An 18,251-nucleotide genomic window follows, 5' to 3' on the forward strand; every position below is an offset into this window, starting at 1 on the left:
AAGGCGAGGCTTTTTCATGATGATTTACGTAAGTCCCATGCATCCATCAACAATCGTAATCCTTCCGTCAACTCTTGCTCCGAGAGACTCGCAAATCCAAGGACGATTTGAGGTGTATCGGAGAGAAGAGGGAGTTGCGCATATTGAGAGAGACCGTAAACTTGAATCCCTTGTTGTTGTGCCCGCTGTACGAGCTCTTGCTCCGTCATTCCGTTCGCGACGGATACGACGACGTGGAGTCCGGCACTTTCCCCTGTCAATCGTAAGGCCGGAATCCGACGAAGCGATTGGATGAGGAGATCTAGTTTTCGTCGATAGACTTTACGCATTCGATTGAGATGTCGTTCAAAGTCTCCTTCTTTCATGAAATGCGTCAAAATCGTTTGATCAAAGCGTGAGACACTACATGTATAATGCGATAATTCTGTTTGATACCGTACGCGTAAGACTTCCGGTAAGACCATATAACCGATCCGTAGCGAAGGCATGAGGGATTTTGAGAATGTACTCATGTAAATGACACGGTTACTGTCCATGTTATGCAGAGACGGAATCGATTTACCGCTGTAGCGGAATTCACTATCATAATCGTCCTCGATGATAAACCGGGTCGGATCCATCGCTGCCCAGTTCAACAACTGATGTCGCCGGTTGACGGATAAGATGCTGCCGGAGGGGAATTGATGCGCCGGTGTGACGTACATGATGTCAACGTTTGATTCCTGCAATTGATCGATCCGTAAGCCATTTGCATCGACACGAATCGGTTCAATCCTCCGCTCGTGATTTTCGAGTAAGAGACGTGTCGTATGATAACCAGGATCCTCGATGCCGTATGTGACGTTTCGCCCTAATAAGAAGAGGACAAGCGGCAAGAGTTGCTCAACACCTGAACCGACGACGATCTGTTCTGGGGAGCAGACGACACCACGCGAATGATAGAGATAGGTCGCAATCTCTTCCCGTAACGCTAGATCTCCTTGTGGATGACCAAGCGAGACGAGTGGATGATGGTCGGCATCGATGATATCTTTGGCATATTTTCGCCAGCGTGCGAACGGGAAAGAGACCCCTTCAATCTTGCTCGGATGAAAGTCATACGTGATGACTGGTTTTACCGTAGTCGCGCGCGGCTGGATGACGGGTGACGTTTTGACGTAGGCAAGTTCTTCGTAGGCAAGCACGAAGTATCCTTTACGTGAGATGGATTCGACATATCCTTCTGCGACGAGTTGTTGATAGGCAAGCTCAATCGTCGTTTGACTTAAGTTCAAAAATTGACCGAGCTTTCGTTTAGACGGTAATTTCGTTCCGTATGCTAAACGACCGGCAATGATTTCATTTCGGATTTGTTGATAAAGCTGTTCATAAAGTGGCTTCTCCTGATCCCGTGTGAGTTGAAATGATAACATATCCATCTCGTATGACTCCTTTATAGTTAACTGACCTGTTTAAATCATCATAAACTGACACTTTTAAAAGTGTCAACGTTCCGTATACTAAAGGGGTGAAAGTCAACCAAGGGGGAATGGATATGGAACGTCAACAAGGAACGGATCGTGTCAAACGTGGAATGGCTGAAATGCAAAAGGGTGGCGTCATCATGGATGTCGTCAATGCGGAACAAGCGAAGATTGCGGAAGCAGCAGGAGCAGTTGCGGTCATGGCACTTGAGCGTGTCCCGTCGGATATTCGTCGTGACGGGGGCGTCGCCCGGATGGCAGATCCGTTGATTACAGAAGAAGTGTTCGGAGCCGTTTCGATCCCGGTCATGGCGAAATGCCGGATTGGTCATATTGTCGAAGCGCGTGTCCTTGAATCAATGGGGGTCGATTTCATCGATGAGAGTGAGGTCCTGACACCAGCAGATGAACAATATCATTTACTGAAGTCAGAATTTACCGTCCCGTTCGTCTGTGGCGCACGAGATCTTGGGGAAGCTGCACGCCGTATTGCCGAAGGAGCAGCAATGATTCGGACGAAGGGTGAGCCAGGCACCGGAAACGTCGTTGAGGCGGTCCGTCATATGCGACAAATTCAAGCGCAATTGAAGCAGATTTTACATGTCAGTCCTGATGAATTGATGACATTTGCAAAAGAATGGGGCGCTCCGTACGAAGTATTGCGTGATATTCGGACGCAAGGACGTTTACCGGTCGTTAATTTTGCAGCAGGCGGGGTCGCAACACCAGCAGATGCTGCACTCATGATGCATCTTGGGGCAGACGGTGTCTTCGTCGGATCGGGAATCTTTAAGTCAGAGCATCCGGAACGCGTCGCTCGTGCGATCGTCGAAGCCGTCACCTATAAAGATGATTTTGAACGGATTGCGTCTTTATCCAAAGGACTTGGAACAGCGATGAAAGGCATCGATGTCACGTCGATGCCGTTTGAGGAACGGATGGCGACACGCGGATGGTAATCGGTATTCTTGATGTTCAAGGTGCTGTCCGCGAACATCAACAGCATCTTGAAGGTCTTGGTGTAGAGGTCGTTCTCGTTAAACAAGCGAGTGATCTGGATGGACTCGATGGACTCGTCTTACCAGGAGGCGAATCGACAGCGATGCGTCGATTGATCGAACGCTATGAGTTACTTGAACCGCTTCGAGAACGAGCGACATCGTTACCGATGTTTGGGACATGCGCCGGAATGATTTTACTCGCAACCGTCGTTGAAGCAGGCCAAAGTCATCTTCATGCGATTCCGATGACGGTCCGTCGGAATGCTTTCGGTCGGCAAATCGACTCGTTTGAAGGACTATTGCCAGTTGAGGGGATTGAAGAGCCGATTGAGGCAGTCTTCATTCGGGCACCTTTGATTCTATCTGTCGGCGAAGGAACACGAGTGATTGCGAAAGTCGAAGAACAGATTGTCGCCGTCGAGACATCGCTTCACCTGGCGTGTTCGTTTCATCCTGAATTAACAGAGGACGATCGACTGCATCGTTATTTTTTACAAAAGATTAAACAGCGTCAATCCGTCCGTTCGTAAAGCGTGGAAGCATCTGACAGGTTCTACTGTCGGGTGCTTCTTTTGTGCTACACTATTCGTAAAACGAATGATTAAGTGAAGGAGAGACATGATGAAACGAATCTTGCTACTCTGTTTAAGTGTCCTGCTGGTCGTAGGTTTTCCTACAACTGGACAAGCGGCACCGTCGATTCAAGCAGAGTCTTACATAATGACCGATGCGGTCACAGGAAAAATCCTCCTTCAATCGGAAGCGGATGTTTCTCTACCACCGGCTTCGATGACAAAGCTGATGACGCTTTATCTCGTCCGACGACAGATTGAGTTAAAAAAGCTGACGTGGGATCAAAAAATCAAACCGAGTGCTAAAGTGTTAAAGCTTGCGAATACGTCCGGCGTTGCTCGTGTTCCTGTCAAAGAAAAAACGTATACAGTTCGTGAGATGTACGACGCGGCATTCATTAAATCAGCCAATGATGCAGCTGTCATGTTAGCCGAGACGGTATCTGGTTCAGAGGCGACATTCGTTGAAAAAATGAATGAGACAGCGAAACAGTTCGGTATGAACGATACGGAGTATGCGAATGCATCGGGACTTGATGCTGTTGATGCGACGCTTCCGGGAACAAATCTGATGACAGCAACGGATATCGCCTTACTCGTCATTCGTTACATTAAGGATTATCCAGATGTCCTCGATGTGACGAGCAAAACGCAGATGAAGCTCGATGGCGAGGTCTTGAATAACTCGAATAAGATGCTCGCGAAGGAAAAATTCGCATATGACGGCATGCGGGGGATGAAGACAGGAACGACCGATTTAGCGGGGTACTGCTTCGCGAGTGTGACGACGCGGGATAATATGACACTTGTGACGGTCGTGATGCGAACGGATTCCGATCAAGCCCGTTTTCAGGAAACAAAAAAGCTACTCGATTATGGCTTTGCGACGTTTGAGCCATTGACGTATTACGGAAAAGGCGAACGGATTAAAGACGTCCTTCCGATTAAAGGTGCAACCGTCCGAAAACTAGATGTCGTCACCGATGGCTCGTTGTACGTCACGGTACCGAAGCAAACGACGACACGTGAACCACGTTTCGAATTTTCAAAAGCGACGGCACCTGTCACAAAACAAGACGTCGTCGGAACGGTGCAAGTCGCGGATGACGGTGTCTATCTACCAGGCTTTGAGACACCACGCGTGAATTTGTATAGTGCGACTGCCGTTCCACTTGCGAGTGTTCCAACGCGCCTCGTGCGTGCTTGGACGGCTTGGTCGAAGCAAATTGAACAAGCGATTCAACAATCGGCTCTTGTCAACTTCCAAGGCGATGGTGTAAAGTAAGACTAATCTCATAAAGATGCTATGAACGGACCAAGTAGATGTATCGATACTGTTAAGAGAGCTAGTGGGTGGTGTGAACTAGTCAGATCGATGGATTGAATCGAGCCGGATCGCACACCTTGCGAACAAGGTGCGGGTACGCCCGTTATCGCGTCTTAAGTTGGCTAGATGTGTCTAGCAATGAGGGTGGCAACGCGGATCCAGGTGATTCGTCCCTTTTCGGTAGAAATACCGGAAAGAGACGAGTCGCCTTTTTTTATGACATAAAGGAGGAATTACAGATGATTGATATTAAACGATTACGCCAAGATTTTGACGCCATTCAAGAAAAATTAGCGCACCGAGGAGAGGACTTAACGGATATGAACCGTTTCCTCGCGCTCGATGAGAAGCGTCGAGAACTGATTGCGCGGACAGAAGTTTTGAAAGCAGAACGAAATGAAGCGACGAAAAAGATCGCTGAACTCAAACGCAATAAGGAAAATGCGGACGAAGCGATCGCTGCGATGCGTAGTGTCGGAGACGAGATCAAGACGCTTGACGATGAGTTACGTGATGTTGAAGCGACATTGAACCAGCTTCTTCTTGGTATCCCGAACATTCCACATGACAGCGTACCGGTCGGTTCTTCTGAAGACGATAACGTCGTCTTACGTGAAGTCGGTGACAAACCAGCGTTTGACTTCGAAGCGGTCCCGCACTGGGATTTGATGGAGCAATTGAAGATCGTCGACGTCGAGCGTGCCGGAAAAGTCACAGGTAGCCGCTTCGTCTTTTATCGCGGTGCCGGTGCACGTCTTGAGCGGGCATTGATCAACTTCATGATGGATCTTCACCAAGATCAGCACGGCTACACAGAAATCTTGCCACCGCTCATGGTCAATCGTGACTCTATGACAGGAACAGGTCAATTGCCGAAGTTCGAAGAGGATGCGTTTAAGATTGAAGAGACGAACTATTTCCTCGTGCCGACAGCAGAAGTTCCAGTGACGAACATGCACCGTGAAGAAATTTTAGCTGCAGATCAGTTACCAATCGGCTATGCAGCGTATAGCCAATGTTTCCGTTCAGAAGCAGGCTCTGCTGGACGCGATACACGCGGTTTGATCCGTCAGCACCAATTCAATAAAGTCGAACTCGTTCGTTTCGTTAAACCAGAAGAATCTTACGAACAGCTCGAATTGTTAACAGGACAAGCAGAAACAGTCTTGAAAAAGCTGAAGCTGCCGTATCAAGTATTAAGCATGTGTACAGCCGATCTCGGATTCACAGCTGCGAAGAAATACGATATCGAAGTCTGGATGCCAAGCCAAGGCGTTTACCGTGAAATCTCTTCTTGTTCAAACTTTGAAGATTTCCAAGCACGTCGGGCGCAAATTCGTTTCCGCCGCGAAGCGAACGCGAAACCAGAATTCGTTCATACGTTAAACGGTTCTGCTCTTGCAGTTGGTCGGACAGTTGCTGCCATCTTAGAGAACTATCAGCAAGCAGATGGATCAGTTGTTATTCCAGAAGTACTTCGTCCATACATGGGTGGTCTTGAAGTGATTCAAGCTTAAGTCAGAAGGGGGAGTAATCCCCCTTTCTGTATTTTAAAAAGTTTTTTTAGAAAAGGTCTTTACACGTTAAAAGGCAGATGCTATCATAATTAATGTCAGGAAAACAGACAGGTCATCATGATCTGGTAAGAAGTACGGAGGCGTACTCAAGTGGTTTAAGAGAACGGTCTTGAAAACCGTCAGGCGGCGAAAGCCGTGCGTGGGTTCGAATCCCACCGCCTCCTCCATTTTTATTTTTTTGACAACGACATGCACGTTTTATAGCTTGGAGGCGTACTCAAGTGGTTTAAGAGAACGGTCTTGAAAACCGTCAGGCGGCGAAAGCCGTGCGTGGGTTCGAATCCCACCGCCTCCTCCACTTCTTTTTTTTTACCCAAAAATAACAATAATCATGGAGTCGTACCCAAGTCCGGCTGAAGGGGACGGACTCGAAATCCGTTAGGGGTCGCAAGGCTCGCGTGGGTTCGAATCCCACCGACTCCGCTTTTTATGAAGCATCTCCATGTTGAGGTGCTTTTTTGTTGCATCGATTTCTTCGTGCGTGCTATGGTTGCCTACGTGAAAAACGAAGAAGAGGTGGACGAAATGAACGAACAAACAAAAGAATCGTTGCTTTCGCATTATGCGATGACGATGACATATGTAAAAGACTTGGAACAAATTTCAGAAGAGGCATGGCGGACATCGTATGCGGAGGGTAAGTGGACGGTTGCTGAAATCATCGGTCATTTATCGCCATGGGATCGTTTCATGGTCGCAGAACGTATCCCGTACTTGCTCGCGGGGGAACCATTCCGTGTCGCACCGGATAGCCAAGCCGTTAATGAGGAAGCAGCGAAGATGAGCCGTGAGCAGCAACGGATCTTGACGATTGATGAGTTTTTAGTCAGCCGTGACTTATTGCGTCGTGCCGTCGAATTGATTCCGGAAGATCGCCTGCAGGACAAGGTCGTCATTAAAGACAAAGAGTTGACGATCGGTCAATTCCTTGGAGCGATGACGCAACATGATTTACACCATATGAAACAAATCAATCAAGTGATTGGTTAATGCGAGGGAGATGCGAGACGCGTCTCCTTTTTTGTACAAAAAAAGATCTACCTAAAAGGCAGATCTAGTGAGTTAGCGTGTATTGGCAATGCGAGCAACTTCGAGTTGCTTTTCAATCTTCGCGAGAATCCGGTCGATGGATTCTGGCTCGTTCAGTAGATCGTATTCATCAATCGACAAACGGAGTACTGGGCAAATCGTGAAGTTATTGATCCAGTTCGTATACCGTTCATACATCTCTTCCCAATATTCGATTGGTGTCTGTTGTTCCATCTCGCGTCCGCGGAGGCGAATCCGTTCAAGGACTTGCTCGAACGAACCTTCGAGATAGATCAAGAGATCTGGATGTGGGAAGAATGGTGTCATGACCATCGCATCAAACAAACTTGAATATGTTTCATAGTCCGTTGGAGACATCGTTCCTTTTTCGAAATGCATCTTAGCAAAGATTCCTGTATCTTCATAAATCGAACGGTCTTGGATGAAACCACCGCCGTATTGGAAAATTCGCTTTTGCTCCTTGAAGCGTTCAGCCAGGAAATAGATTTGGAGATGGAAGCTCCAGCGTTCGAAATCATGATAAAATTTATCCAAGTAAGGATTCGTATCGACTTTTTCGAGTGACGTCCGGAAACCAAGGGCATCTGCTAATCCGTTTGTGATCGTTGATTTACCGATCCCGACCATACCGCCGATCGTAATGACGGCATCTGCCGGGATGTTGTATTTTTCGCGTAGCTTCAAGTTCATGCGTGGTTCGCTCCTTCATATAATTCGTTCCGGATTGTCGTTAAGACATACTCGAGATCTTCCGGTCGCTTGACGAAGTCGAGTGCATCCCCGTCGAAACGGATGATTTTGACTTCCGGATGTTTGGCTTGGTATTCCGTGACGAATGTCTCGTAATCCTCTGCCAATTGTTCGAGATAAGCACGTGACATATTTTCTTCGATTTCTCGTCCGCGTAGCGCAACACGTTTCATCAAGGTGTCGATGCTTGCGTTCAAGTAGATGACAGCATCCGGTTTTGGCATGTCTGTCGTCAGGATCGAATAGATTTGTTCATACTTCTCGAGATGCTCTACTTTGAGAGAGCGGTGTGCAAAGATTAAGTTCTTAAAGATATGGTAATCAGCAACGACAGAGCGTTGTTTACTGAGGTAATGACGTTCGATATCATCGAGTTGTTTGAAGCGATTGCACAAGAAGAACATTTCCGTCTGGAAGCTCCATTCTTCGATATCTTCATAGAACTTTCCAAGAAAGGGATTTTCTTCGACGATTTCGCGTAACATAGAAAAAGAGAAATGGTGACTGATGGCGTTCGCAAGTGATGTTTTGCCTACACCAATCGGTCCTTCAACCGTTATGAACATATACAATGACCCTCCGTTCAGCAAAGTGCAATTTATATTTTAGCACAAAGAAGTACGACTTGCTGAAGTTTCAAAAGGAGAATTTTTTTAGAGTGAGGAGTATCATCGATGGAACGACAGGAACACTATATGCGCCTTGCGATTGAAGAGGCGAAAAAGGCAGAAGCGATCGGTGAAGTTCCGATCGGATGTGTCATTGTCAAAGATGATGAAGTCATCGCGACCGGTTACAATCACCGGGAAACGGATCAACAGGCGACGGCACATGCCGAGTTGATCGCGATTGAGGAAGCGTGCCGAAAGCTCGGGAACTGGCGACTTGAAGGATGTGAGCTTTACGTAACACTCGAACCGTGTCCGATGTGTGCTGGGGCAATCATGTTATCGCGAATCGAACATGTCATCTTTGGTGCTGTTGATCCGAAGGGTGGATGTTGTGGGACGCTGATGAATCTAGTGCAAGACGATCGGTTCAATCATGTCTCACAGCTGACGAGCGGTATATTAGAAAAAGAGTGTGGTGAGATGTTGACGCTGTTCTTTCGGGAACTACGTGCGAAAAAGAAAGCACGAAAGCGGGCAATGGGTTGCATCACACCAGATGAAACAGTATAATGAAAAAGCACTGAAACAAGGTGCCACTAAAAATCGATAAACCATTTGCCGTGCTAGGTGGGGATGTAGCGGTTCCCTGTCACTCGCAATCCGCTATAGCGAGACTGAATTCCATGTCGAGGGATATGATTGGTGTGGTCTGCCTCACGTAAGTAGCGTTGACGTTTGAGTCCTGCGCAACAGATACCCATGAACCAGGTCAGGTCCGGAAGGAAGCAGCCTTAAGTGGTGCTCTCTGTGTGTTGCAGGGGTGCTTGGACTGAGCAGGCTGCGTGAGTAACGCATGTTGAACATATTTCAGAATATGGTGCGCGGCAGTTTAATTTTTAAAGACAAGTCTACAGCCGGTTTCGGTTGTAGACTTTTTTAGGTAAAATAGAATGAGGAACTTAAAAAGAGGAGGCGCAAACTTGGCCTATCAAGCACTATACCGCGTATACCGTCCACAACGATTCGACGAAGTCGTTGGACAAGCGCATATCACCCGTACGATCCAAAATGCATTGATGGAGGGACGGATGTCCCACGCCTATCTATTTTCGGGTCCTCGGGGAACAGGGAAGACGAGTCTTGCCAAAATCATTGCCAAAGCAATCAACTGTGAGCATGCTCCGGTCAAAGAACCGTGTAATACATGTCCGACGTGTCTTGCGATTACGGAAGGATCAAGTCCGGACGTCTTCGAAATCGATGCGGCTTCGAATAACGGCGTAGATGAGATTCGGGAAATCCGGGATAAAGTCAAATATCCCCCTTCAGAAGCAGCCTATAAAGTCTATATCATTGATGAAGTGCATATGTTGTCGACAGGTGCCTTTAATGCACTGCTTAAAACACTAGAAGAACCGCCGGCGCACGCCATCTTCATCTTAGCAACGACCGAACCACATAAAATTCCGGCGACGATCATCTCGCGTTGCCAACGTTTCGATGTGAAGCGGCATGAAGTCGAGCAACTCGTAGAGCGGATGCAATATATCTTAAAAGACCAATCGATTGAATATTCGGATACGGCCTTACGATTGATTGCCCGAGCGGCAGATGGTGGTATGCGTGATGCACTGAGTTTACTCGATCAAGCGGTCGCTTTTTCAAACGGTGATCTGAACGATGCGGCTGTCCTTGAAGTAACAGGTGCGGTAGAAGATGAAGCATTACTGAACATTGCCAGTGCCTTGCATGAACATCAAGTCGATCAGTTATTACAGACGCTTGAGACGATGCAACGAGCGGGAAAAGACTTGAAGCGATTCGTAGAGGATCTCGTCTTCTTTTACCGGGACACGTTGTTGTTGAAAGCCTCTCCTACAGCTGTCGACTTGCTAGAGCGTGCTCGCCCGACGGATGAGTTCAAACAATTCATTGAATCGATTGAAGCAGAGACGTGTTTTACGATCATTGATCAGTTACATGACTGCCAACAACAGATGCGATTGACGAACCACCCTCGGGTACTCGTTGAGATTGCCTTCATTCAAATCGCGGAACAAGGGAGAACGACGGGACAGATCGTCCAATCGTTGCAACAGGAAGTCCGCGAAATGAAAGAACAGATGCACCAGTGGAAGTCAAATGGTGTTCCAGCTCAAGAAGCAGCAACGCCGCAAGCGCAACCGAAGCGCAAACAAGGACGACCAACCGTGCGGATCGCGAAAGAGCGTATTCGTCAAATGTTAGGACGGGCAGAGAAAGCCCAATTGCGTGAAATTCAAGAACGGTGGGACCACATCTTGAAGTGGATCCTAAAAGAGGATGGACCAATCTATTCATTACTCCATGAGAGTAAACCTGTTCTTTGTTCAGCGGATACGTTGCTAATTGAATTTGACGACGGTAAAGGATGGCACTTTGAACAGGTCATGACGAATGAACGAACTCGTTTCGTCATTGAAGAAGCGTTATATGAAGTGTGCGGCGTCAAACGCGAAATTTTAGCGATTCTTTCAAAGGATTGGCATGAACTGAAAGCAGAGTTTGTTGCTAAGCGAAATAGTAGTAGTATAGAAGAGAAGGAAACAAAACAAGAATCGGAGAGCGATCAGTTATTGTCCGAGACGCTTGGTCGTTTTGGTGATATCGTAGAGTTCGAAGATTAAATTCGAGGAGGAATACAGATGCGCGGAATGGGAAACATGAACAATATGATGAAACAGATGCAAAAGATGCAAAAGGATATGGCGAAAGCACAAGAAGAGCTAAAAGACTTAACAGTAACAGGTACAGCAGGCGGGGAAATGGTCTCAGTCGTTGCAGATGGTCATAAAAATATCGTAGATGTCATCATTAAAGAAGAAGTCGTTGATCCAGATGATGTTGAAATGATTCAAGATCTCGTCTTAGCGGCAACAAATGATGCTTTGAAAAAGGTCGATGAACTCGTATCAAGTAAAATGGGGAAATTCACACAAGGTATGAATCTGCCGGGAATGTTTTAATTCGTAGGAGGAAACCACTTGCAATATCCTGAAGCGATTAGTCGTTTGATCGAAAGTTTTACGAAACTACCAGGGATTGGTCCGAAGACAGCAGTGCGTCTAGCATTTCATGTCCTGGATATGGAAGAAGACGATGTCTTGATGTTCGGTAAGGCTTTAGTCAGTGCGAAGCGTGATATTGCTTACTGTAGTGTTTGCGGGAATATCACGGATCAAGATCCTTGTTATGTATGTACAGATAAACATCGGAATCGTACAATCGTCTGTGTCGTTCAAGATTCAAGAGATGTCATTGCGATGGAAAAGATGCGAGATTATCAAGGGTTGTATCATGTCTTGCATGGAGCAATCAGTCCAATGGAAGGGATCGGTCCAGAAGATATTAACGTATCGAGTCTTTTGACACGTCTTCAAGCGGATGAAGAGATCACGGAAATCATTCTTGCAACCAATCCGAATATTGAAGGGGAAGCGACGGCGATGTATTTATCGCGTCTCTTAAAACCGACGGGTATTCGGATTACGCGGATTGCCCACGGTCTTCCAGTAGGGGGAGATCTTGAATACGCGGATGAAGTGACGTTATCTCGTGCAATGGAGGGACGCCGCGAACTATGAGTTGGTTTCGAAAAAAAATTCGCAGTGAGTACGACCAGCGTTTGTTAGAAGAATTAGCAAAAGCAAAAGAAGATTATTTAATGAAGCGTCATCTCTTAGAAATCAGCTACGATGACTACGGTGATTTAGAAGCACAAATGAAATTAGCGGAATCACTGTATTTCTTCTATATAAGCGAAGCAAAAAGAAGACGCGTCTCATTGATGATGAAGTAAACCGCAGCCATTCTTGTCTGCGGTTTTTATATGCTTAAAAAAACTATAAATTATTTTGATAAAGTAGTTGCGCCTGTCTAATTATCGTGATATATTAATTCATGTCCTTAAGAGGACGAGCGCTTACAGCAAACAAGTAAAAAACAATTTCAAAAAAGTTGTTGACTTCTTGTTTCAGACTTGGTATTCTAATTGAGTCGCCAAAACAGGCGCGGACGAACTTTGAAAACTGAACGATGAGGCAAAAAACGTATTCTACGGAATACAAAAATGAATGAAGCGCAAGCTTCGTCAATCGTGACTTCGGTCACACAACGAGCAAGTCAAACACTTCATGGAGAGTTTGATCCTGGCTCAGGACGAACGCTGGCGGCGTGCCTAATACATGCAAGTCGAGCGCAGGAAACTGACGGAACTCTTCGGAGGGAAGGCAGTGGAATGAGCGGCGGACGGGTGAGTAACACGTAAGGAACCTGCCTCAAGGATTGGGATAACTCCGAGAAATCGGAGCTAATACCGGATAGTTCAACGGACCGCATGGTCCGCTGATGAAAGGCGCTCCGGCGTCACCTTGAGATGGCCTTGCGGTGCATTAGCTAGTTGGTGGGGTAACGGCCCACCAAGGCGACGATGCATAGCCGACCTGAGAGGGTGATCGGCCACACTGGGACTGAGACACGGCCCAGACTCCTACGGGAGGCAGCAGTAGGGAATCTTCCACAATGGACGAAAGTCTGATGGAGCAACGCCGCGTGAGTGATGAAGGTTTTCGGATCGTAAAACTCTGTTGTAAGGGAAGAACACGTACGAGAGGTAATGCTCGTACCTTGACGGTACCTTACGAGAAAGCCACGGCTAACTACGTGCCAGCAGCCGCGGTAATACGTAGGTGGCAAGCGTTGTCCGGAATTATTGGGCGTAAAGCGCGCGCAGGCGGCCTTTTAAGTCTGATGTGAAAGCCCCCGGCTCAACCGGGGAGGGCCATTGGAAACTGGAAGGCTTGAGTACAGAAGAGAAGAGTGGAATTCCACGTGTAGCGGTGAAATGCGTAGAGATGTGGAGGAACACCAGTGGCGAAGGCGACTCTTTGGTCTGTAACTGACGCTGAGGCGCGAAAGCGTGGGGAGCAAACAGGATTAGATACCCTGGTAGTCCACGCCGTAAACGATGAGTGCTAGGTGTTGGGGGGTTTCCGCCCCTCAGTGCTGAAGCTAACGCATTAAGCACTCCGCCTGGGGAGTACGGCCGCAAGGCTGAAACTCAAAGGAATTGACGGGGACCCGCACAAGCGGTGGAGCATGTGGTTTAATTCGAAGCAACGCGAAGAACCTTACCAACTCTTGACATCCCATTGACCGCTTGAGAGATCAAGTTTTCCCTTCGGGGACAATGGTGACAGGTGGTGCATGGTTGTCGTCAGCTCGTGTCGTGAGATGTTGGGTTAAGTCCCGCAACGAGCGCAACCCCTATCCTTAGTTGCCAGCATTTAGTTGGGCACTCTAGGGAGACTGCCGGTGACAAACCGGAGGAAGGTGGGGATGACGTCAAATCATCATGCCCCTTATGAGTTGGGCTACACACGTGCTACAATGGACGGTACAAAGGGCAGCGAGACCGCGAGGTGGAGCCAATCCCATAAAGCCGTTCCCAGTTCGGATTGCAGGCTGCAACTCGCCTGCATGAAGTCGGAATCGCTAGTAATCGCAGGTCAGCATACTGCGGTGAATACGTTCCCGGGTCTTGTACACACCGCCCGTCACACCACGAGAGTTTGCAACACCCGAAGCCGGTGAGGTAACCGCAAGGAGCCAGCCGTCGAAGGTGGGGTAGATGATTGGGGTGAAGTCGTAACAAGGTAGCCGTATCGGAAGGTGCGGCTGGATCACCTCCTTTCTAAGGAAAACGTCCCTTACGGGACATGCCCATCGTTCAGTTTTGAGAGCTCGTCTCTCACGTCTCGAAAGAGACACTCGCACCTTGAAAACTGAAGACATCAACAAGACATCAAACTTTTAATTAACCATGTCATTAGACGTGTGTTCTTAGAATACCAACGCTAGATCAAGGTATGAAGGGCGTACGGTGGATGCCTTGGCACTAGGAGCCGATGAAGGACGCGACGAACAGCGATATGCTTCGGGGAGCAGTAAGTATGCTTTGATCCGAAGATTTCCGAATGGGGGAACCCACCATCTGTAATGGGATGGGACATGTTACGTGAATACATAGCGTAGCGTGAGGCAGACCCGGGGAACTGAAACATCTAAGTACCCGGAGGAAGAGAAAGCAAATGCGATTCCCTGAGTAGCGGCGAGCGAAACGGGAACAGCCCAAACCGAAGAGCATGCTCTTCGGGGTTGTAGGACACTCTATACGGAGTCAAAAAGGAAGACAGTAGGTGAAGGACCTGGAAAGGTCCGCCGAAGAAGGTGACAGCCCTGTAGCTGAAACTGTTTTCCCTCCAGAGTGGATCCTGAGTACGGCGGGACACGTGAAACCCCGTCGGAATCCGGGAGGACCATCTCCCAAGGCTAAATACTCCCTAGTGACCGATAGTGAACCAGTACCGTGAGGGAAAGGTGAAAAGCACCCCGGAAGGGGAGTGAAATAGATCCTGAAACCGTATGCCTACAAGTAGTCAGAGCCCGTTAACGGGTGATGGCGTGCCTTTTGTAGAATGAACCGGCGAGTTACGATAACGCGCGAGGTTAAGCCGATGAGGCGGAGCCGTAGCGAAAGCGAGTCTGAACAGGGCGTTCAGTGCGTTGTCGTAGACCCGAAACCAGGTGATCTACCCATGTCCAGGATGAAGGTCAGGTAACACTGACTGGAGGTCCGAACCCACGCACGTTGAAAAGTGCGGGGATGAGGTGTGGGTAGCGGTGAAATGCCAATCGAACCTGGAGATAGCTGGTTCTCCCCGAAATAGCTTTAGGGCTAGCCTCGAGGTTGAGAGTTCTGGAGGTAGAGCACTGATTGGACTAGGGGCCCCCACAGGGTTACCGAATTCAGTTAAACTCCGAATGCCAGCAACTTATACTCGGGAGTCAGACTGCGAGTGATAAGATCCGTAGTCAAGAGGGAAACAGCCCAGACCGCCAGCTAAGGTCCCAAAGTGTATGTTAAGTGGAAAAGGATGTGGCGCTGCCTAGACAGCTAGGATGTTGGCTTAGAAGCAGCCACCATTCAAAGAGTGCGTAATAGCTCACTAGTCGAGTGGCGCCGCGCCGAAAATGTAACGGGGCTAAACATACCACCGAAGCTGCGGATTCCGTAAGGAATGGTAGGGGAGCGTTCCAAACCGCTGTGAAGCTGTACCGGAAGGAGCAGTGGAGCGTTTGGAAGTGAGAATGCCGGTGTGAGTAGCGAAAAGAGGGGTGAGAATCCCCTCCGTCGAAAGCCCAAGGTTTCCTGAGGAAGGCTCGTCCGCTCAGGGTTAGTCTGGACCTAAGCCGAGGCCGAAAGGCGTAGGCGATGGATAACAGGTTGATATTCCTGTACCGCCGATCCACCGTTTGAACAATGGGGGGACGCAGGAGGATAGTGACGCATGCGGATGGAAGTGCATGTGCAAGTTTCAAGACCGTCTGATTGGCAAATCCGTCAGGCATCAAAGTCAAGGAACGATGCGGAGTCCCGTAGGGACGTAGGTCACGATTTCACACTGCCAAGAAAAGCCTCTAGTGAGGGGGAAGGCGCCAGTACCGTAAACCGACACAGGTAGGCGAGATGAGAATTCTAAGACGCGCGGGATAACTCTCGTTAAGGAACTCGGCAAAATGGTCCCGTAACTTCGGGAGAAGGGACGCTCTACATGAGTAGAGCCGCAGTGAATAGGCCCAAACGACTGTTTAGCAAAAACACAGGTCTCTGCTAAATCGCAAGATGACGTATAGGGGCTGACGCCTGCCCGGTGCTGGAAGGTTAAGGGGATGGGTTAGCGCAAGCGAAGCTTTGAACCGAAGCCCCAGTAAACGGCGGCCGTAACTATAACGGTCCTAAGGTAGCGAAATTCCTTGTCGGGTAAGTTCCGACCCGCACGAAAGGCGTAACGATTTGGGCACTGTCTCAACGAGAGACCCGGTGAAATCATAGTACCTGTGAAGATGCAGGTTACCCGCGACAGGACGGAAAGACCCCATGGAGCTTTACTACAGCCTGATATTGAGGCTTTGTGCATGATGTACAGGATAGGCGGGAGACGTCGAGCCCGGAGCGCCAGCTTCGGAGGAGTCACCCTTGGGATACCGCCCTTCATGCATAGAGTCTCTAACTCGCAGCCGTAATCCGGCTGGAGGACCGTGTCAGGCGGGTAGTTTGACTGGGGCGGTCGCCTCCTAAACAGTAACGGAGGCGCCCAAAGGTTCCCTCAGAATGGTTGGAAATCATTCGTAGAGCGCAAAGGCAGAAGGGAGCTTGACTGCGAGACCTACAAGTCGAGCAGGGACGAAAGTCGGGCTTAGTGATCCGGTGGTTCCGCATGGAAGGGCCATCGCTCAACGGATAAAAGCTACCCTGGGGATAACAGGCTGATCTCCCCCAAGAGTCCACATCGACGGGGAGGTTTGGCACCTCGATGTCGGCTCATCGCATCCTGGGGCTGGAGTAGGTCCCAAGGGTTGGGCTGTTCGCCCATTAAAGCGGTACGCGAGCTGGGTTCAGAACGTCGTGAGACAGTTCGGTCCCTATCCGTCGTGGGCGCAGGAAATTTGAGGAGAGCTGTCCTTAGTACGAGAGGACCGGGATGGACGCACCGCTGGTGTACCAGTTGTTCCGCCAGGAGCATCGCTGGGTAGCTACGTGCGGACGGGATAAATGCTGAAAGCATCTAAGCATGAAGCCCCCTCCAAGATGAGATTTCCCTTTGAGTAATCAAGAAAGACCCCTCAGAGACGATGAGGTAGATAGGTCACGGGTGGAAGCATGGCGACATGTGGAGCTGAGTGATACTAATCGGTCGAGGCCTTGTTCTAGCAGATGCTTGTTGATGACTTCAGTTTTGAGGGCGTGAGCCCGATCGTCTGGTGACGATAGCCAAGTGGTCACACCCGTTCCCATGCCGAACACGGAAGTTAAGCACTTGAACGCCGAAAGTAGTTGGGGGCTTCCCCCTGTGAGGATAGGACGTTGCCAGGCTTTTGTTTTTTTAATAAAACAATTGACAGACTTACATAGATGTTTTATCATTATAGAAGTCGTCACCTTATACTTAAAACGGTCCTGTGGTGTAGCGGTTAACATGCCTGCCTGTCACGCAGGAGATCGCGGGTTCGAATCCCGTCAGGACCGCCATTTTAATATCGGCTTTGTAGCTCAGTTGGTAGAGCAAAGGACTGAAAATCCTTGTGTCGGCGGTTCGATTCCGTCCAAAGCCACCATTTCTTTTGCCGGTGTAGCTCAGCTGGTAGAGCAACTGACTTGTAATCAGTAGGTCGCGGGTTCGACTCCTGTTGCCGGCACCATTTTTATTTTGGCGATTGTGGCGAAGTGGTTAACGCACCGGATTGTGATTCCGGCATTCGTGGGTTCAATTCCCATCAGTCGCCCCATTTTAAATTTCATACTATCTATGTGTCATTAGCTCAGTTGGTAGAGCATCTGACTTTTAATCAGAGGGTCGCAGGTTCGAATCCTGCATGACACACCATTTTTATGCGGGTGTGGCGGAATTGGTAGACGCGCTAGATTTAGGATCTAGTGTCTTTGACGTGGGGGTTCAAGTCCCTTCACCCGTACCATTTATATGCGGAAGTAGTTCAGTGGTAGAATACGACCTTGCCAAGGTCGGGGTCGCGGGTTCGAATCCCGTCTTCCGCTCCATTTTATATTTAAATAGCATTATGCGGTCGTGGCGGAATCGGTAGACGCGCTAGGTTGAGGGCCTAGTGGTGGCAACATCGTGGAGGTTCAAGTCCTCTCGACCGCACCATATGATGCACCCTTAGCTCAGCTGGATAGAGTACTTGACTACGAATCAAGGGGTCGGGAGTTCGAATCTCTCAGGGTGCACTTTTCGGGAAGTAGCTCAGCTTGGTAGAGCACTTGGTTTGGGACCAAGGGGT

The 18,251-nt window shown here is 48.8% G+C and carries 13 protein-coding genes, 13 tRNA genes, 3 rRNA genes, 1 other RNA gene and 1 other annotated feature (1 of these 31 running past the window's edge); of the genes, 27 read left to right on the plus strand and 3 right to left on the minus strand.

Going from position 1 to position 18,251, the window contains the following annotated elements:
- Positions 1-14: 14 nt before the first annotated feature.
- On the minus strand, positions 15-1,418 hold the full coding sequence (locus K6T22_RS00060) for a MocR-like pyridoxine biosynthesis transcription factor PdxR (protein WP_238238335.1): 1,404 nt from the start codon (positions 1,416-1,418) through the stop codon (positions 15-17).
- A 116-nt stretch (positions 1,419-1,534) separates the two neighbouring features.
- On the opposite strand from K6T22_RS00060, the gene pdxS reads away from it, so the two are divergent.
- The 8 genes from pdxS (at position 1,535) to K6T22_RS00100 (ending at position 6,930) form a co-directional block, all read left to right on the plus strand.
- On the plus strand, positions 1,535-2,422 hold the full coding sequence (pdxS, locus tag K6T22_RS00065) for a pyridoxal 5'-phosphate synthase lyase subunit PdxS (protein WP_238238336.1): 888 nt from the start codon (positions 1,535-1,537) through the stop codon (positions 2,420-2,422).
- Positions 2,416-2,994 (plus strand): pyridoxal 5'-phosphate synthase glutaminase subunit PdxT, encoded by a 579-nt coding sequence (gene pdxT / locus K6T22_RS00070; protein ID WP_238238338.1) that lies wholly within the window; start codon positions 2,416-2,418, stop codon positions 2,992-2,994. Before pdxS ends, pdxT begins: the two co-directional genes overlap by 7 nt.
- A 91-nt stretch (positions 2,995-3,085) precedes the next feature.
- Positions 3,086-4,321, plus strand: coding sequence for a D-alanyl-D-alanine carboxypeptidase family protein (locus tag K6T22_RS00075; RefSeq protein WP_238238340.1), 1,236 nt, complete (start codon positions 3,086-3,088; stop codon positions 4,319-4,321).
- 12 nt (positions 4,322-4,333) lie between these two features.
- Positions 4,334-4,541, plus strand: a binding site (T-box leader).
- Positions 4,542-4,602: 61 nt separating this feature from the next.
- The gene (gene serS, locus K6T22_RS00080; protein ID WP_238238341.1) at positions 4,603-5,880 is read left to right on the plus strand and encodes a serine--tRNA ligase; all 1,278 of its coding nucleotides are present in this window, start codon (positions 4,603-4,605) and stop codon (positions 5,878-5,880) included.
- Between the two features lie 136 nt (positions 5,881-6,016).
- Positions 6,017-6,107 (plus strand) — tRNA-Ser (locus tag K6T22_RS00085).
- 40 nt (positions 6,108-6,147) lie between these two features.
- A tRNA-Ser gene (locus K6T22_RS00090) sits at positions 6,148-6,238 on the plus strand.
- A gap of 35 nt (positions 6,239-6,273) precedes the next feature.
- Positions 6,274-6,363, plus strand: a tRNA-Ser gene (locus K6T22_RS00095).
- A 102-nt stretch (positions 6,364-6,465) separates the two neighbouring features.
- Positions 6,466-6,930 (plus strand): DinB family protein, encoded by a 465-nt coding sequence (locus K6T22_RS00100; RefSeq protein WP_238238343.1) that lies wholly within the window; start codon positions 6,466-6,468, stop codon positions 6,928-6,930.
- 72 nt (positions 6,931-7,002) lie between these two features.
- On the opposite strand, the gene K6T22_RS00105 is transcribed toward K6T22_RS00100, so the two are convergent.
- Positions 7,003-7,680 (minus strand): deoxynucleoside kinase, encoded by a 678-nt coding sequence (locus tag K6T22_RS00105; RefSeq protein ID WP_023469877.1) that lies wholly within the window; start codon positions 7,678-7,680, stop codon positions 7,003-7,005.
- A complete protein-coding gene (locus K6T22_RS00110; RefSeq protein WP_050679045.1) occupies positions 7,677-8,306 on the minus strand; it encodes a deoxynucleoside kinase in 630 nt (209 codons plus the stop codon). The genes K6T22_RS00105 and K6T22_RS00110 overlap by 4 nt, the downstream gene beginning before the upstream one ends.
- Positions 8,307-8,414: 108 nt before the next feature.
- Here K6T22_RS00110 and tadA point away from each other — a divergent pair, with 108 nt between their 5' ends.
- The 19 genes from tadA to K6T22_RS00205 form a co-directional block, all read left to right on the plus strand.
- A complete protein-coding gene (gene tadA / locus K6T22_RS00115; RefSeq protein ID WP_238238345.1) occupies positions 8,415-8,921 on the plus strand; it encodes a tRNA adenosine(34) deaminase TadA in 507 nt (168 codons plus the stop codon).
- Positions 8,922-8,969: 48 nt separating this feature from the next.
- Positions 8,970-9,236, plus strand: an RNA gene (ffs, locus tag K6T22_RS00120) — signal recognition particle sRNA large type.
- A 95-nt stretch (positions 9,237-9,331) separates the two neighbouring features.
- Complete coding sequence (gene dnaX, locus K6T22_RS00125) at positions 9,332-11,017, plus strand: DNA polymerase III subunit gamma/tau (RefSeq protein ID WP_238238347.1); 1,686 nt, start codon at positions 9,332-9,334, stop codon at positions 11,015-11,017.
- A gap of 18 nt (positions 11,018-11,035) precedes the next feature.
- The gene (locus K6T22_RS00130; RefSeq protein ID WP_029343040.1) at positions 11,036-11,356 is read left to right on the plus strand and encodes a YbaB/EbfC family nucleoid-associated protein; all 321 of its coding nucleotides are present in this window, start codon (positions 11,036-11,038) and stop codon (positions 11,354-11,356) included.
- Between the two features lie 18 nt (positions 11,357-11,374).
- Entirely contained in the window at positions 11,375-11,974 is a 600-nt protein-coding gene (recR, locus tag K6T22_RS00135) for a recombination mediator RecR (RefSeq protein ID WP_053451762.1), read from the plus strand.
- Positions 11,971-12,189 carry a YaaL family protein gene (locus K6T22_RS00140; RefSeq protein WP_023469883.1) on the plus strand — a complete coding sequence of 73 codons (219 nt, stop codon included), beginning with the start codon at positions 11,971-11,973 and terminating at the stop codon, positions 12,187-12,189. The genes recR and K6T22_RS00140 overlap by 4 nt, the downstream gene beginning before the upstream one ends.
- A 331-nt stretch (positions 12,190-12,520) precedes the next feature.
- Positions 12,521-14,082, plus strand: a 16S ribosomal RNA gene (locus tag K6T22_RS00145).
- A gap of 166 nt (positions 14,083-14,248) precedes the next feature.
- Positions 14,249-17,162 (plus strand): 23S ribosomal RNA (locus tag K6T22_RS00150).
- Positions 17,163-17,209: 47 nt separating this feature from the next.
- Positions 17,210-17,325 (plus strand): 5S ribosomal RNA (gene rrf, locus K6T22_RS00155).
- The 16S, 23S and 5S rRNA genes sit together here with 10 tRNA genes alongside, the layout of an rRNA operon.
- Positions 17,326-17,405: 80 nt before the next feature.
- Positions 17,406-17,481, plus strand: a tRNA-Asp gene (locus K6T22_RS00160).
- A 10-nt stretch (positions 17,482-17,491) separates the two neighbouring features.
- Positions 17,492-17,567: transfer RNA gene (locus K6T22_RS00165), tRNA-Phe, on the plus strand.
- Between the two features lie 8 nt (positions 17,568-17,575).
- Positions 17,576-17,651: transfer RNA gene (locus K6T22_RS00170), tRNA-Thr, on the plus strand.
- Between the two features lie 11 nt (positions 17,652-17,662).
- Positions 17,663-17,738, plus strand: a tRNA-His gene (locus tag K6T22_RS00175).
- A 22-nt stretch (positions 17,739-17,760) separates the two neighbouring features.
- Positions 17,761-17,836: transfer RNA gene (locus K6T22_RS00180), tRNA-Lys, on the plus strand.
- A gap of 7 nt (positions 17,837-17,843) precedes the next feature.
- A tRNA-Leu gene (locus tag K6T22_RS00185) sits at positions 17,844-17,927 on the plus strand.
- 7 nt (positions 17,928-17,934) lie between these two features.
- Positions 17,935-18,009 (plus strand) — tRNA-Gly (locus tag K6T22_RS00190).
- Positions 18,010-18,031: 22 nt separating this feature from the next.
- A tRNA-Leu gene (locus K6T22_RS00195) sits at positions 18,032-18,118 on the plus strand.
- Positions 18,119-18,124: 6 nt separating this feature from the next.
- A tRNA-Arg gene (locus tag K6T22_RS00200) sits at positions 18,125-18,198 on the plus strand.
- 5 nt (positions 18,199-18,203) lie between these two features.
- Positions 18,204-18,251, plus strand: a tRNA-Pro gene (locus tag K6T22_RS00205); it runs 29 nt beyond the window's last position.

Origin of the sequence: Exiguobacterium acetylicum (assembly GCF_022170825.1) — a bacterium.
In the GTDB taxonomy this organism is placed as follows: Bacteria; Bacillota; Bacilli; order Exiguobacteriales; family Exiguobacteriaceae; genus Exiguobacterium_A; species Exiguobacterium_A acetylicum_B.

Bases quoted from the DNA above. Each gene is read 5' to 3' on its own strand.
- K6T22_RS00060 (WP_238238335.1), bottom strand. From the start codon at position 1,418: ATGGATATGTTATCATTTCAACTCACACGGGATCAGGAGAAGCCACTT.
- pdxS (WP_238238336.1), top strand. From the start codon at position 1,535: ATGGAACGTCAACAAGGAACGGATCGTGTCAAACGTGGAATGGCTGAA.
- pdxT (WP_238238338.1), top strand. From the start codon at position 2,416: ATGGTAATCGGTATTCTTGATGTTCAAGGTGCTGTCCGCGAACATCAA.
- K6T22_RS00075 (WP_238238340.1), top strand. From the start codon at position 3,086: ATGAAACGAATCTTGCTACTCTGTTTAAGTGTCCTGCTGGTCGTAGGT.
- serS (WP_238238341.1), top strand. From the start codon at position 4,603: ATGATTGATATTAAACGATTACGCCAAGATTTTGACGCCATTCAAGAA.
- K6T22_RS00100 (WP_238238343.1), top strand. From the start codon at position 6,466: ATGAACGAACAAACAAAAGAATCGTTGCTTTCGCATTATGCGATGACG.
- K6T22_RS00105 (WP_023469877.1), bottom strand. From the start codon at position 7,680: ATGAACTTGAAGCTACGCGAAAAATACAACATCCCGGCAGATGCCGTC.
- K6T22_RS00110 (WP_050679045.1), bottom strand. From the start codon at position 8,306: ATGTTCATAACGGTTGAAGGACCGATTGGTGTAGGCAAAACATCACTT.
- tadA (WP_238238345.1), top strand. From the start codon at position 8,415: ATGGAACGACAGGAACACTATATGCGCCTTGCGATTGAAGAGGCGAAA.
- K6T22_RS00130 (WP_029343040.1), top strand. From the start codon at position 11,036: ATGCGCGGAATGGGAAACATGAACAATATGATGAAACAGATGCAAAAG.
- K6T22_RS00140 (WP_023469883.1), top strand. From the start codon at position 11,971: ATGAGTTGGTTTCGAAAAAAAATTCGCAGTGAGTACGACCAGCGTTTG.